At 69.5% G+C, this 15097-nt stretch carries 11 protein-coding genes; 5 read left to right on the top strand and 6 right to left on the bottom strand.

The window, feature by feature from the left end:
* Positions 1-3: 3 nt before the first annotated feature.
* Both AAG565_RS10220 and AAG565_RS10215 read right to left on the bottom strand, forming a co-directional pair.
* Positions 4-1140, bottom strand: a complete 1137-nt coding sequence (locus AAG565_RS10220) for an acyl-CoA dehydrogenase family protein (protein WP_348819489.1) — start codon at positions 1138-1140, stop codon at positions 4-6.
* Positions 1141-1227: 87 nt separating this feature from the next.
* Positions 1228-2427, bottom strand: a complete 1200-nt coding sequence (locus tag AAG565_RS10215) for an acyl-CoA dehydrogenase family protein (RefSeq protein ID WP_348819488.1) — start codon at positions 2425-2427, stop codon at positions 1228-1230.
* A 53-nt stretch (positions 2428-2480) separates the two neighbouring features.
* Here AAG565_RS10215 and AAG565_RS10210 point away from each other — a divergent pair, with 53 nt between their 5' ends.
* Positions 2481-3794 carry a tetratricopeptide repeat protein gene (locus AAG565_RS10210; RefSeq protein WP_348819487.1) on the top strand — a complete coding sequence of 438 codons (1314 nt, stop codon included), beginning with the start codon at positions 2481-2483 and terminating at the stop codon, positions 3792-3794.
* Positions 3791-5326, top strand: a complete 1536-nt coding sequence (locus AAG565_RS10205) for a FecR domain-containing protein (RefSeq protein WP_348819486.1) — start codon at positions 3791-3793, stop codon at positions 5324-5326. The genes AAG565_RS10210 and AAG565_RS10205 overlap by 4 nt, the downstream gene beginning before the upstream one ends.
* A 15-nt stretch (positions 5327-5341) precedes the next feature.
* Here the strand turns inward: AAG565_RS10205 and AAG565_RS10200 are convergent, their stop codons facing one another.
* The gene (locus AAG565_RS10200; protein ID WP_348819485.1) at positions 5342-6307 is read right to left on the bottom strand and encodes a magnesium transporter CorA family protein; all 966 of its coding nucleotides are present in this window, start codon (positions 6305-6307) and stop codon (positions 5342-5344) included.
* 176 nt (positions 6308-6483) lie between these two features.
* Between AAG565_RS10200 and AAG565_RS10195 the strand changes: the two genes are divergently transcribed.
* Positions 6484-6981: a MoaF N-terminal domain-containing protein gene (locus tag AAG565_RS10195; RefSeq protein WP_348819484.1), complete on the top strand. Its 498-nt coding sequence runs from the start codon at positions 6484-6486 to the stop codon at positions 6979-6981.
* Positions 6982-7000: 19 nt separating this feature from the next.
* Here AAG565_RS10195 and AAG565_RS10190 read toward each other — a convergent pair whose 3' ends face one another.
* From AAG565_RS10190 to AAG565_RS10180, 3 genes are all read right to left on the bottom strand, one after another.
* Complete coding sequence (locus tag AAG565_RS10190) at positions 7001-9490, bottom strand: acyl-CoA dehydrogenase (RefSeq protein WP_348819483.1); 2490 nt, start codon at positions 9488-9490, stop codon at positions 7001-7003.
* 41 nt (positions 9491-9531) lie between these two features.
* Complete coding sequence (locus AAG565_RS10185; protein ID WP_348819482.1) at positions 9532-10230, bottom strand: TetR/AcrR family transcriptional regulator; 699 nt, start codon at positions 10228-10230, stop codon at positions 9532-9534.
* A 115-nt stretch (positions 10231-10345) separates the two neighbouring features.
* Positions 10346-12502 (bottom strand): prolyl oligopeptidase family serine peptidase, encoded by a 2157-nt coding sequence (locus tag AAG565_RS10180; protein ID WP_348819481.1) that lies wholly within the window; start codon positions 12500-12502, stop codon positions 10346-10348.
* A 105-nt stretch (positions 12503-12607) separates the two neighbouring features.
* On the opposite strand from AAG565_RS10180, the gene AAG565_RS10175 reads away from it, so the two are divergent.
* Together AAG565_RS10175 and AAG565_RS10170 are read left to right on the top strand one after the other, a co-directional pair.
* Positions 12608-13792, top strand: coding sequence for an OmpA family protein (locus tag AAG565_RS10175; protein ID WP_348819480.1), 1185 nt, complete (start codon positions 12608-12610; stop codon positions 13790-13792).
* A gap of 88 nt (positions 13793-13880) precedes the next feature.
* Complete coding sequence (locus AAG565_RS10170) at positions 13881-15083, top strand: OmpA family protein (RefSeq protein WP_348819479.1); 1203 nt, start codon at positions 13881-13883, stop codon at positions 15081-15083.
* Positions 15084-15097: the final 14 nt, after the last annotated feature.

Raw genomic sequence — 15097 nt, 5'->3', positions numbered from 1 at the left:
TTGCTATGCCGCCATGCACTCACCGAACAGTGCAAGGTGGTGATCGACGTCGCCGAACAGCAGCGAGATCATCGTCAGGCGCTTGAAGTAGTGGCTCACCGCGAGTTCATCGGTGACGCCGATGCCGCCGTGTAGCTGCACGGCCTGCTGGCCGACGTAGCGGGCGCTCTGGGCGACCAGCAACTTGGCGGCGGACACGGCGTGGCGGCGTTCGTCGCGCGGCGCGTCGAGCTTTGCGGCGGCGAGCCAGCTCATCGAGCGCGCCTGCTCGGCATGCAGGTACATCTCGACGGCGCGGTGCTGCAGCGCCTGGAAGCTGCCGATCGGCACGCCGAACTGCTTGCGTGTCTTCAGGTAGTTGACGGTCTGCTCGATGGTCGCGGACATCGCACCGACCGCTTCGGCGCACAGTGCGGCGATGGCGCGGTCGATCGCTTTTTCGAGCAGCGCCAGCGCAGCGCCTTCCGCGCCGATCCGCGCACTGTCGGCGACGCGGACCTTGGCCAGCGTGATGTCCGCGGCACGGCCGCCGTCCTGCGTCGGATAGCTGCGGCGCGTCACGCCGGCGGCGCTGGCGTCGACCAAGAACAGCGAGATGCCCTGCGCGTCGCGCGCCGCACCGGCGGTGCGCGCCGACACGATCAGCTGGTCCGCAGCACCGCCATGCAGAACGACGGCCTTGCTGCCGTCGAGCACCCAGTAGTCGCCGTCCTTCTGCGCCGTCGTCGTGACGTGCGAAAGCGCATACCGGCCACCCGCTTCGCCGTGCGCCAGCGCGAGCAGGCGCTCGCCACTGGCAACGGCATCGAGGACGTCGGCCTTCTGCGCGTCGCTGCCGGCATCGGCGATCAGTCCGGCGCCGAGCACGACCGTGGACAGGTAAGGCTCGACGACGAGGCTGCGGCCGAAGGCCTCCATCACCAGCCCGGTGTCGAAGGCGTTGCCGCCGAAGCCGCCGTATGCCTCCGGCAGCGCGATGGCGAGCGCGCCCATCTCGGCGAGCTGCTGCCAGACCTCGCGGTTGTAGCCGGCCTCGGACTTGAGGATCCTGCGGCGCGAGTCGAAATCGTAGGCCTCGCGCAGGTAACGCTCGAGGCTGTCGCGGAACTGCTGCTGTTCTTCGCTGAAATTGAAGTTCATCGTTGTCTCTTGCTCCGTCATGCCCGCGCAGGCGGGCATCCAGTTGCGCCGCCGATCACGACGCCGCGGGAATGACGATGGTCTTGTTCAGAACCCGAGAATCATCTTCGAGATGATGTTCTTCTGGATCTCGTTGGACCCGCCGTAGATCGTCGTCTTGCGGTTGTTGAAGTACTGGCCCGACAGCGGCACGCCGTAGTCCGGCCCGACGATCGGGCCGTCGTAGCCGTAGTCGAGTGCGGCCTCCTGGTACGGCAACGCGTAGTGGCCGAGCGCGAGCATCATCAGCTCGGACAGCGTCTGCTGGATCTCCGAGCCGCGGATCTTCAGCAGCGAGGCTTCGGGGCCCGGCGCCTTCTTCTCCATGTCCGCGGCGATCACGCGCAGGTTGGTGACTTCCAGCGCCATCAGCTCGATCTCGACCTGCGCGATGCGGTCGCGGAAGCGCATATCGTCGATCAGCCGGCCGCCGCCGCTGGCGTGCTCCCTGGCCGCGATCGCCTTGAGTTGCTTGAGCTTGCGCTTGGAACGGCCGACCTCGGCGATGCCGGTGCGCTCGTGGCCGAGCAGGAACTTGGCGTAGGTCCAGCCCTTGTTCTCCTCGCCGACGCGGTTCTGCACCGGCACCTCGACGTTGTCGAAGAACACCTCGTTCACCTCGTGCTCGCCGTCGAGCATGATGATCGGGCGCACGGTGATGCCCGGCGTCTTCATGTCGATCAGCAGGAAGGAGATGCCTTCCTGCTTGCGTGCCTCGGCATTGGTGCGCACCAGGCAGAAGATCCAGTCGGCGTGCTGGCCCAGCGTGGTCCAGGTCTTCTGGCCGTTGACGATGTACCTGTCTCCGCGGCGTTCGGCGCGGGTCTTCAGCGACGCGAGATCGGAGCCGGAGCCGGGCTCGGAATAACCCTGGCACCACCAGTGCTCGCCGGAGAGGATGCGCGGCAGGAAGTAGTCCTTCTGCGCTTGGCTGCCGAAGGCCATGATCACCGGCGCGACCATCACCAGGCCGAAGGGCATCAGCGCCGGCGCGCCGGCATCGGCGCATTCCTCGCTGAAGATGTGCTGCTGCACCGCGTTCCAGCCGGGGCCACCGTACTCGACCGGCCAGTGCGGCGCGACCCAGCCCTGCTTGTAGAGAATCCGATGCCAGCGCAGGTAGTCCTCCTTGCCCATGCGCTTGCCGGTGAGCACCTTGTCGCGCAGGTCGGCCGGCAGATGTGCGTCGATGAACGCGCGCACCTCGGCGCGGAAGCGCTGCTCGTCCGCGGTAAAGTTGAGCTCCATGCCGCACTCCATCCCAAGAACACGCTCGGCAGCTTAACGCCTGCACCGGACAAATGGACCCGCCGAAACTCGCCTGTCCGATCGCAGTCGCCCTCGCACTGTGGCTGGCCCCGGTCTGCTCGTTCGCACAGGAGCGCGACGGCGCCTCCTTCGAGGCGGCCGTGGTCCTGCTGGAACAGGGTCGCAGCGACGATGCGCTTGCCGCGCTCGAAGACCTCGCGGCCCAGTACGCCGGTCGGCCCTGGTTCGACCGCGTGCTGGGCCTGGCGTTGCTGCGCTCGGGTCGGCCGGCGCGTGCGGCGATGGTGCTCGAACGCGCGGCGGCCGTGGAACCGCAGACGGCCGAGATCCGCCTGCTGCTGGCCGAGGCCTATCTCGCCGAGGGCGACGCCGACGACGCCGAGCGCGAGCTGTTGCGGCTGGCGGCCTCCGATCCGCCGCCGCAGGCCGCGGCCCGCATCCAGCAGATGCTTGCGGCCGTCGCCGACCTCAAGGCCGCGCGCGGCCTGCGGCGGCGCCTCGGACTGGGCTTGGCGGCCGGCCACGACAGCAATGCCAATGCCGGCACCGATTCGACGAGCTTCCTCGGTTTCACGCTCGCGCCCGAGGCGCGGCGCGCGCAGTCGCCGTTCATCGACGGGCGCCTCGATGCCAATGCCGAAGGACCGCTGCTGCCGCGCTGGCGCTGGTCGGCCGGCGCACAGGCGCAGCACCGCGAGTTCACCGCCTTCGATGCGGCGACGCGCAGCGAGGTCGATGCCACGCTGGGCCTGCGTTACGCGCAGCAGAGCCTGGCGCTGAGCGGCGGTCTGGCCGCCGGGCAGACCTGGCTCGGCGGCAGCGACAGCCAGCAGCGGCTGGCCCTGGAAGGCGGCGTCGCGCTCGGCATGGGCGCGCGCTCGGCCGCGGCACTGCGCCTGCGCGCCGCGCGCCTGCGCTACCCCGCGCCACAGGACCACCACGACGTGGACCAGTGGATCGGCAGCCTGCAGTGGCTGACCCGCCCGTCCTGGTCTGCAGCCCTGCAACTGCAGACCGCCGCGATCGTCGGCCGCGAAGCCGGATTGCGCGACGGTCCCGGTTTCGGGCGCTCGCTGCAGGGCCTGCGCGCCGGCGCGACATGGGGCGCGGACCCGGTGTGGCGCTTCGACGCGGGCGGCCTGTGGTCGGATTACGATGATCCGTTCTTCGGCACGCAGCGCCGCGACCGGCAATGGAATGTCAGTCTCGCCGTGGAGTGGCCGGCCGGATCGCCGGACCTGCGCATCGGCCCCTATGCGGCCTACGCGCAGAACCGGTCGAGCGTGGCCCTGTACCGTTACGACCGCCTGGAGCTGGGCGTGGCCTTGCACTGGAGTCCGCGATGAACCCGAGCAGAAGACTGGCCTCGCGCATGGCCGGACTGGCGCTGGCGCTCGTCGGTACCGGGCTGCCGGCGGCGGCGGCACCGTCGCCCGCCGGTGTCGCCGTGCTGGTCCACGGCAGCGCCGTCGTCGAGGATGCGCAGGGCCGCCGGCCGCTGCGCTATCGCGACGCCGTGTTCGCCGGCGACACGGTCGTCAGCGGCGCGGATGCGCTGGTGCAGCTGCAGATGAACGATGGCGCGCTGCTCAGCCTGCGCCCGCAGACGGTGCTGGTCGTCGCGGGCTATCCGGCGCGCGGGCTGCAGCACACGTCGGCCGCAACACCGGGCATCGTGCTGCGCCTGGTCAAGGGCGGCCTGCGCACCGTCACCGGCGCCGTGCAGGCAATCGGGCCGCGGCGGCGCGACGACTACCGCCTGGAGACGCCGATCGCCACCATCGGCATCCGCGGCACCGACTACATGGCCGCGGTCTGCGCCGGCGACTGCGCGGCGACCGCCGATGGCCTGTACGTGGGTGTGTTCGACGGCGCCGTGGAACTGGCCAACGCGGCCGGCCGCGTGACCCTGGAGCGCGGCGAGTATGCGCATGTCGCCGATGCGCGCAGCGCGCCGCGACGCCAGGCGCAGCGTCCGGTGGCGCTCGATCGGAGCGCGCCGGTCCGCGAGGCCGGCACCGTCACCGGATTTGCCACGGACGCGGCGCACACGGATGCGCCCGCTCCGGCGCCGGCGAACGACGTGCCGCCCGCCGCCGCCCTCGACAGCGGCGCCGCGGCACCGGCTGCCACCAGCGCCGAACTCAGTGCGCAGACCGCGCGCTACGCCCGCGCCTTCGCCGCCGCGCTGCCGGACGAACCCAGTCAGACCGGGACCGGCGCCGCGTCGGCGCTGCGCTTCGACGCGCAGGGCGGGCTGCGCAGCCTCACGCTGAACGACGCGAGCGGCCAGCGGGACCTGGACATCGGCAGCGCGACGAACCAGGACCTGGGCGCCGATGCCGCGACCGGGCTGCGCTGGGGCCGCTGGTCGGGCGGGACCGTCGCCGTCACCGGGGTTTCCGGGACGACGGCGCTGGACCTGTCACAGCACAGCCTGCACTGGATCGTCGGCCCCGAGTTCGACGCGCCGCCTGTGTTGCCGCGCAGCGGCTTCGCGGCCTTCGACCTGATCGGCGCGACCGCGCCGACCGACCAGGACGGCCAGCGCGGCGTGCTCGGCCACGCCGACCTGGTCGCCGATTTCGACCGCCAGGTCGTGTTCAGCAGCCTCGACCTGCGGCTGGACGGCGACCACTGGCTGGCCTGGGGCATTGCGGCGCTCGACGGTTCGCCGCAGTTCTCCGGCCACTACGACCACGTGCAGGTCAATCTGCTCGGTCGCGGCAGCGGTGACTTCTCCGGGTTCTTCGCCGGCGCGGGCACGGTACCGGCCGCTGCGGGTCTGAGCTACCAGCTGCACTACGGCGGCACCGAGGTCAGCGGGGTCGCGGCCTTCGCGCGGGGAGATCACCACGGCGGTACCGGCGGCCCTTGAACGGGCGCAGCGGCGTCAGAAATAGCCGCGCCGCCGGAAGTAGCGCAGCAGCAGCACCGCCACCAGCAGCATCACCACCAGCACGGCCGGGTAGGCGAACCGCAGTTCGAGCTCGGGCATGAACGCGAAGTTCATGCCATAGACGCCGGCGACGAAGGTCAGCGGCAGGAAGATCGCCGAGAACACGGTCAGCGTGCGCACGATGTCGTTGGTACGGTGCGCGGTGGCCGCGAAGTAGATCTGCACGGCGGCCTCGACATGGCGTTCGAGGTCGGCGGCCGCGTCGCGCAGCAGCGTGATGTGCTCGGCGATGTCGTGCAGCCGCGTCTCCTCGGGATTGCTCCACTCGAAGACGCTGTTGCGGTGCCAGCGTTCGAGGGTCTTGAGCTGGTGCTTGCACAGCCATTCGAGGCGGTAGGCGTCGCGTCGCCCGTCGAGCAGCTGCGCCCAGTCGTTGAACGGGCTGCGCGGATCGAGCAGGCTGGCCTGCAGGTCCTCGAGCCGCTGATTGAAGTTCTCGCCGATCGCGAGCAGACGGTCGGCCATCTCGTCGAGCAGGATCTGCGCCAGCACGCGCACGCTGCCCGGTGAGCGCGTCGTGCCCTGCGCGAACCGGTACTTGAGCGCGCCGAAGCCGGCGCTGTCGGGCTCGTGCACCGAGATCAGCAGGCGCTCGAACAGGAACAGCGCGGCACCGCGCGTTTCGAGGCGCAACTGTTCCTCGCCCTGCGGCACGATCTCCTCGAACACCAGTAGGTCGTAGCCGGGCGCGACGTCGAAGAACGCCCGATGCGCGGCATCGCGGCTGTCCTGCAGGTGACGCGGGTCCAGCGCGGTGCCAAGCAGCCGCTGCGGCCAGGACGCCAGCTCGTCGGCCTCGCTGCGCACGAAGTCGAGCCAGATGTAGCCATCCGCCGGCATCGACTCCGGCGCCTCGATCCGCTGGGGCGTCTGCCCCCTGACGAGATGGAAGACCTCCATGCGCACAATCTCTCACTGCGGAGCGCACCCGAACAGTAGAGAAAATTGCGGGCCCCGCGTCGGCGCGCCTCGGACTCAGGCTCCGTTCAGGCGCTGCTTGCGATCCTTGCCGTCCCGGAACCGTGCGACGGATCGCGCGGTCACTCTTCGTGTACTGGCTGGACAACGAGGCTCGCATGAAACTGAAAGGGACTTCACCGTACTTCGTGCGCCTGTGGAAGCCGGTCGCCGTCATGGCGCTGCTGACACTGGTGTTCGCGCGCATGTCGGGCGGCGCGTTCTCTCCGCCCGAGACCACCGGACCGACGCAGATCGTCGGACAGACCCTGCGCTACGCGCTGCCCAGCGGCGAGTTCGTCGAGCGGCGCTTCGTGGACGATCGCTCGGCGCGCTGGAAGATCATCAGCGGGCCGCGCAGCGGCGAAACCGGTACCGAACAGGTTGCGGTGCGCATGGTCTCCGCCGGCATCTACTTCGTGAACCGGGTGGAGCCGCTCGGCGGCACGACGCGCAGCGAGGTGTACAACCTCGCCGCGCGCACGGTGGCGACCTACGTCACGCGCCCCGACCCCGAAGATCCGCTCCGGCGCATCGAGGAATCGTCGGCCGGACGCTTGGAGATCGTCGCGGGCGCACCGGAACGGCCCGACGCGAGCGTCCCGGCGTCGGGCTGAAGGGCCGGGCGGCCACCCGTCAGGCCACGCGGGCACGCGCCGCGGCCATCTCGACGACCTCGGCGCGATCGGCCTCGTGGTCGCCAGCGATGTACGCCTTGCTGAAGTCGTCGGTGAGGATGACGTCGTAGCGCACCTGGTCGTAGGTCTCGGCCTGGTCGGCCTCCTCGCGCGTCAGCAGCTTGCGCTTGACCGCGTCGCGCAGGCGCTCGGCGACCGTGTCGCCGGCCAGCTCGCCCTTTGCGGCCAGGCGGTAGTACTTCAGGTAAGCGGCTTCGGTGTCCTGTGACACCGCCCAGGCGTGCTCCATGCGGCCGACCGGGTCGTGCACGCCACCGTTCTTGAACACCAGCCAGGACAGGCGCTCGCGCACGTCGGTCTGGTCCAGCAGCAGGTCGGCGACGCGCGCATTGGTCTGGTCCGACACCGGGCGGAAGCGGTTGCCCAGCGGGAACACGACCGCGCGCATGACCACGCGTGCCCAGGCGACCGGGAAGTTGCGCAGGAACTCGTCGAAAGCGCGGGCGATCTCGCTCAGCGCGTGGTCCAGCGCCCAGCGCGCGTGCGCCAGCTCGGCCTCGCTCTTCGAGCCTTCGAGGTAGTACTTGGCCACGCACGAGGCGATGTAGAGCTGCGACAGCACGTCGCCCAGGCGCGCGGACAGGCGCTCCATGGACTTGAGCTTGCCGCCGAGCACGCCCATGGTCAGGTCGGAGCAGAAGGCCAGCGCGGCGGAGAAGCGCTCCAGATCGCGGAAGTACGGCGCCATCGCGCCGTCGACCGGTGACTTCGCCAGACGCGCACCGGTCAGACCGAGCGTCAGCGCGCGCACGGCGCGATTGAGTGAGAAGCCGATGTGGCCGAACAGCAGCCTGTCGAAGGCGGCGAGATCGTCGGTGCGCGCCGCTTCCATTTCCGGAAACACGTACTCGTGGCAGCGGATCGCACCCTGGCCGAAGATCATCAGATTGCGCGTCAGGATGTTCGCGCCTTCGACCGTGATCGCCACCGGCGTCGCCTTGTAGGCGGTGGCGATGAAGTTGCGCGGGCCCTGCTGGATCGCCTTGCCGGCCATCACGTCCATGCTGTCGTTGACGATCTTCCGCATCAGCTCGGTCATGTGGTACTTGGCGATCGCGGTGACCACCGACGGCGCGCAGTGATCGACGGCCGACGCGGTCATCACGCGCATCGCCTCCAGCGTGTAGGCATGACCGGCGATGCGGCCGGTGGCTTCCTGCACGCCCTCGAACTTGCCGACCGCGACCTTGAACTGGCGGCGGAAGCGGCCGTAGATGCCGGTCATGCGGTACGCGGTCTGGCCGGCCGCGGTGGCCAGCGCCGGCAGCGAGATGCCGCGGCCGGCCGACAGACACTCGACCAGCATGCGCCAGCCCTTTCCGGCCATCGCCGGGCCACCGATGATCCAGTCCACCGGGATGAAGACGTCGCGGCCGTGGATCGTGCCATTGTGGAAGGCCGCGCCCGGATAGTGGCGGCGCCCGATCTGCACGCCCGTGTGCTTCGCCGGAATCAATGCACAGGTGATGCCGTAGTCCGACTTGCTCTTGTCGCCGAGCAGGCCGTCCGGATCGCGCAGCTTGAACGCGAGGCCGACGACGGTCGCAATCGGCGCCAGCGTGATGTAGCGCTTCGAGAAGTTCAGCTTGATGCCGAGCACCCTGTGGCCCTCGTGCTCGCCGTAGCAGACCACGCCCAGGTCCGGCATCGCGGTCGCATCCGAGCCGACCTCGGGACCGGTCAGGCCGAAGCACGGAATCTCCCTGCCCGACACCAGACCCGGCAGCCACTGCTTCTTCTGCGCGTCGGTCCCGTAGTGCATCAGCAGCTCACCGGGGCCCAGCGAGTTGGGCACCATCACCGTCACCGCCATCGCGATCGACTTGGTCGCGAGCTTGGTGACGACGGCCGACTGCGCGTTGGCCGAAAAACCGAGGCCGCCGTACTCCTTCTTGATCAGCATCGCGAGGAATTTCTTCTCGCGGATGTAGGCCCAGACCTGCGGCGGCAGGTCCTTGTCCTCGAACTCGATCTTCCAGTCGTCGCAGAGCTTGCACAGTTCCTCGCACTCGTTGTCGAGGAAGGACTGCTCCTCCGCCGTCAGCTGCGTGTACTTGAATGCCAGCAGCTTGTTCCAGTTCGGGCGACCGCGGAACAGCTCGGCTTCCCACCAGGTGTCGCCGGCTTCGAGCGCCTCGCGCTCGGTCGAGGACATCTCCGGCAGCACCTTCTTGAAGGCCGCGAAGATCGGCTTGGTGATCAGCGCACGGCGCAGCGGGCGCAGGTTCAGCAGCAGCGCGAGCAGCGCGTAGATCGAACCGGCGACGATGAACGCCGTGGCGCCGATGCCGCCCGCGGCCTGGAGTGCAAGCAGCAGCGCGCCGGCTGCCGCGGTCCAGACGATGAGCGGCGCACCGACGAAGGCCAGGCACCAGGCGGCGGCGACGGCGACGGCGACGGCGATCAGGGTGAGGATCAGGGTGGACATGACAGTCTCCAAAGTACTCGGGTCACATTCGGCCAGGGGATCTACGCCGTCCCTGGCGCGACATCATCTCCATCCGCCGGCGCGGCCCGGCCATCCATGGCCGGGCGTTCGGGATCGATGCGCGTGCCACTGGCACTCGCAAAGCTCGATCCCTCACCGCGCGGAATGAGCGTCTTGATCATCAGCTTCAGGTATTCGTTGAACGCCGCGCCGGTGGGCATCAGCTCCGGCGTGTCGCGGCGGATCTGCAGGTTGCCCATGAAGGTCGCGTAGGCGAAGCGCGCCCAGTGCTGTGCGCGCGCCGGCTCGAAGCCGAGCGCCTCGTAGCACTCGACCAGATAGGCCATGCGCCGCTCCGACACGCGACGCACGAACTCGCTGACCAGCGGGTGATCCTCGGCGGCGGCGATCGCCAGGTACAGGCGTCCCGAGCGATAGCCGGCGTTGGCTTCCTGGAACACCTTGACGATGCGCCGGTACGGGTCCGGCTCGTCGCCGACGCGGGCGAGCACGTCCTCGGTCTCACGCCGCTCCCACAGCGCCAGCGCCGCGCGCAGCAGCGCCTCGCGGTTGGCGAAATGCCAGTAGAAACTGCCCTTGGTGACGCCGAGCCGGCGCGCCAGCGGCTCGACCGCCACCGCCTCCAGTCCGCCGCTGGCCATCGCGTCGAGGGCGGCCCGCGCCCAATCCTCGACGGTCAGGTTCTGGCGAGCCTCGGTTGCGGCGGCGACGGACTTCATGCAGCGACATGCGCGGGCGTATGGAGAGACCCCACTCTACCCATACGCCCGCGTATGTCGCATGGCTGAACGGTCGTTCAACGCTGGCGCTGGCGCCAATCGGCGCGCGCGCCGATCAGCGCGTGTAGTGATCCATGAACGCGAGCTTGTCGGCTTCCTCCTCGATCAGCTTGCCGACCGGCTTGCCGGCACCGTGGCCGGCCTTGACGTCGATGCGGATCAGGATCGGCTTGTCGCCGGCCTGCGCGGCCTGCAGCGCCGCGGTGTACTTGTACGAGTGGCCCGGGACGACGCGGTCATCGTGATCGGCCGTCGTCACCAGCACCGCCGGATACTTCGTGCCCTTGCGGACGTTGTGCAGCGGCGAGTAGCGGCGCAGGTAGTCGAAACCTTCCTTCGTCTCCGCGGTGCCGTAGTCGCCGGCCCAGGCCCAGCCGATCGTGAAGCGGTGATAGCGCAGCATGTCCATCACGCCGACCGCCGGCAGCGCGGCGGCGAACAGCCCCGGATGCTGGTTGAGCGTCGCGCCGACCAGCAGGCCGCCGTTGGAACGGCCGCTGATCGCCAGGTGGCGCGAGCGCGTCCAGCCGTTGCTGATCAGGTACTTCGCCGCCGCGGCGAAGTCGTCGAACACGTTCTGCTTGCGTTCCTTCGTCCCCGCCTCGTGCCAGGCGCGGCCGTATTCGCCGCCGCCGCGCAGATTGGCCTGCGCGAACACACCACCGCGCTCCATCCACACCAGGTTGGGCACCGAGAAACTCGGGGTCAGCGAGATCTCGAAGCCGCCGTAGCCGTACAGATGCGTCGGGTTGTCGTTGTCGCGCTTCAGGCCCTTCTTGTAGGTGATGAACATCGGGATCCTCGTGCCGTCCACCGACGGATAGAACACCTGCTCGGTGACATAGTCGGACGGCTCGAAGGCGAGCCTGAGCGGTTGCAGCACGCGGCCTTCGTTGCGCGCGAGGTCGTGGACGTAGTTGGTCGCCGGCTGGCTGAACGAGGTGTAGGAATAGAACAGCTCGTCGTCGCCCGGGTGGCCGCTGATCTGCACGCCGCCCAGCGACAGGTCCGGCACGCTGCCCAGGCCCGGCAGCGCGATCTCGCCGGCCGGCTTGCCGTCCAGTGCGTAGCGGCGCAGCCGTGACGTCGCATCGCGCATGTACAGCGCGACGATGCCGTCGCCGGCGAACAGCGCGTGCTGCAGCGTGTCGGCCTGTTCCGGCACGACGGTGACCCAGTGTTCGCGCGCGGGCTGGTCCAGATCGACCGCGACGATGCGGCCGCGCTCGACGCCGAGGCTGGTGCGGAAGTACAGGCGCGGGCCGACGTTGCCGATCAGCGCGTACTCGGCCTCGAAGGCGTCCACCAGCTTGAGCACCGGCCCATCCAGGCGCGGCTGCAGCGGATCGCCCAGATCGCGGACGTGCACGCGGTACTCATTGGCCGAACCGCGCCAGATCGTGATGACCAGATAGCGGCCATCCTCGGTGACCTTGGGCACGTAACCCCACTTTGGCTCCTCCGGCACCGCATAGACCAGCAGGTCCTCCGACTGCGGCGTGCCGACGCGGTGGTAGTAGAGCTTCTGCTGGGCGAGATCGTCGAAGGTGCCGCCGCTGCCGCCCTGCGGCGGATCGGGGTAACGGGAATAGAAAAAGCCCTTCGCATCCCGGGTCCACGCGATGCTCGAAAACTTGATGCGGCGCAGGACCTCGTCCTGGTCCTTGGCGTCGGCGACGCCGCGCACGCGGATCTCGTTCCAGTCCGAACCGGCAGCCGCGGTCGCGTAGGCCAGCCAGCGGCCGTCCGGCGAGACTTCGTAGTCGGTCAGCGCGACCGTGCCGTCGGCGGCGAGCAGATTGGGGTCGAGCAGGGCGCGCGGCGCGCCATCCCGGCCGTCCTGCACGTAGAGCACGGACTGGTTCTGCAAGCCGTCGTTCTTCGCGTAGAAGTAGCGGCCGGCGACCTTGTGCACCAGGCCGTAGCGTTCGTAGTTCCACAGCTGGGTCAGGCGCTGGCGGATCGCCTCGCGCTCGGGCAGGCCGGCGAGCAGCGGCAGGCTCAGGGCGTTCTGCGCCTCGACCCAGGCGCGCGTGGCCGGGGCATCGACGTCTTCGAGCCCGCGGTAGGGATCGGCCACCTTCGTGCCGAAATAGTCGTCCACGACCGGGCCGCGCGGTGCCTGCGGATAGGAGAGGCGCTGCGCGCGCGCCGGCACGGTGGTCATCGTCATCGACAGAACCAGGGCGAGAACGAGCGATCGGCGGAGCATGTCGGGCCGTTACGAGGCTGCGGCAATGAGGAAGTTGCGTAATATAGGGCAGGCCGACCGGCGGCGAGACCGCAGTCGGAAGACGCGATCCACCTGGGGTAACCGATGAACCGAGCCTCCCGCGCTGCACTGGCCCTGCTGCTCGCCACCCTGTCCGCCACGGCCGCGGCCGGCGACGAGCGTGACGACTACGTCAGCGCGATGGGCAGCTACATCATCCCCGACGATGCGCGCGGTTACGACAACGGCTATGGCTGGCAGCTGGTCTATGGCCGGCCGGTCGGCAAGCGCCTGAGCATGGAACTGGACGCCTTCGGCCAGCGCATGGAACTGGAAGGCGGCGGCGGCCACGATGTCGGCTACGGGCTCGGCCTGGGCCTGCGCTATCTGCGCGGCACGCCGATGTTCGGCGTGTTCGCGCTCGGCGGCCTCGGCAGCACCTGGGAAGACATCTACACCGACCAGAAGTTTTCGCCGTTCGCCAACGTCGGCCTCGGCATCCTGGTCGGCGAGGGCCGGCTCAAGGCGCGCGCCGAGGCGCGCTACTACGCGATCCTCAACCGCGACTTCTATCCCGACGACGACGTCGTCTATGACGCACGCATCAATTTCGGCGTGCAGTACAGCCTGGGCATCGCCCCGCCGATCGGCGATGCCGACCAGGACGGCGTCACCGACGACATCGACGCCTGCCCCGGCACGCCGTTCGGACTGTCGGTCGATGCGAAGGGCTGCCCGCTGCAGGCCGCCGCCCCCGGCGACAGCGATGGCGACGGCGTGCCCGACGACCTCGACCAGTGCCCCGGCACGCCCGCCGGCAGCGCGGTCGATGCGGCCGGCTGCCCGCTCGACGAGGACGGCGACGGCGTGCCCAACGCCCAGGACGCCTGCCCGCACACGCCACCGGGCTTCCGCGTGGACGCCAGCGGCTGCATCTCCGGCGAGCAGACCGTCATCGTGCTCAAGTCGGTGCACTTCGCGTTCGACTCGGCGGTGCTCAAGGACGCAGCGCGCGAGGTGCTCGACCGCGTCGCCGAGGGCCTGCGCAACCAGCCCGACCTGCGCGTGGAGATCATCGGCAACACCGACGCGCTGGGCAGCGATGCCTACAACATGCAGCTGTCGATCGCGCGCGCCGCCTCGGTGCGCAACTATCTGATCAGCCGTGGCATCTCGCCGCGCCGGATGGACACGGCCGGCCACGGCGAGCGCTACCCGATCGCCGACAACGACACTGAGGAGGGCCGCGCCCAGAACCGCCGCGTCGAGTTCCGCGTGCTGGCCGACTGACGGGGCAAGTCGCTTAAGATAGGCGCACCCACGCCCCGCGGACGCAGCGCGGGACGCAACAGAGCGAACGAACTGGGGGACCCCCGAGATGATGCGAATCACCTGCGCAGCGGTGGCGCTGATTCTGGCCACGAGCGCGAGCGCCTCCGCCGACGCGCCGCCGAACTACGTCGGCCTGATGGGCAGCTACGTGCTGCCGGACAGCGCCCGCGGCACCGACGACGGCGCCGGCTTCCACATCCTCTACGGCAGCCCGATGAGCCGGCGCCTGAGCCTGGAGCTGAATGTATTCGGCCAGCGCACGGATCTCAGCGATGGCAGCGGCCGCGATGCCGGCTACGGCGTCGGCCTGGACCTGCGCTACCTGCGCGGCAGTCCGCGCCTGGGCTGGTTCGTGCTCGGCGGTCTCGGCAGCTTCTGGGAGGACTACGGCACCGACGAGGAACTGTCCCCCTATCTGGACGCCGGCATCGGCGCCCAGGCCGGCGGCAACAGCCTGCAGCTGCGCGCCGAAGCGCGTTATTACGCGATCTTCAACAACGACACCTACGCCGGCGCGGACGTGCTCTACGACGCACGGCTGAATCTGGGCCTGCTCTATTCGTTCGGCGCCGCACAGGAGAAACCGCTGCGCCGCTTCGGCGAGATCGACGACGACCACGACGGCGTCGTCGATACCCAGGACGACTGCCCGGGCACGCCGTTCGGCACGCCGGTGGATGCGCGCGGCTGCCCGCTGCAGGCGGTCACGGCGATCGGCGACAGCGACGGCGACGGTGTGCTCGATACCCAGGACCAGTGCCCCGGCACAGCGGCCGGCGTGGCCGTCGATGCCGCCGGCTGCCCGCTCGACCAGGACGGCGACGGCATACCCAATGCGGAAGACGCCTGCCCGGATACGCCACCCGGCTTCAAGGTGGACATCACCGGCTGCGTGTCCGAGGCGCAGACCGTGACCGTGCTCAAGTCGGTGCATTTCGAATTTGCGTCGGCCAAGCTCACGCGTGACGCGCGCGTGGTGCTCGACCGGGTCGCCATCGGCCTGCGCAGCCAGCCCGATCTGCGCCTGGAGATCATCGGCAACACCGATGCGCAGGGCTCGGACGCCTACAACCAGCAGCTGTCGCTGGCGCGTGCCGCCTCGGTGCGCAACTACCTCATCGACCGCGGCATTCCCGGCAACCGCCTGGAAGCGGTCGGTCACGGCAAGCGCAACCCGATCGCCGACAACGACACCGAGGAGGGCCGCGGCCTCAACCGCCGCGTCGAGTTCCGCGTCCTGACCGAGTAGGCCGCAGCGGATCG

It is taken from the genome of Fontimonas sp. SYSU GA230001 (assembly GCF_040066175.1).
Lineage (GTDB): Bacteria > Pseudomonadota > Gammaproteobacteria > Nevskiales > Nevskiaceae > Solimonas.
Note: the sequence above shows the minus strand (reverse complement) of the source record. Positions and strands in the feature narration are given on the sequence as shown.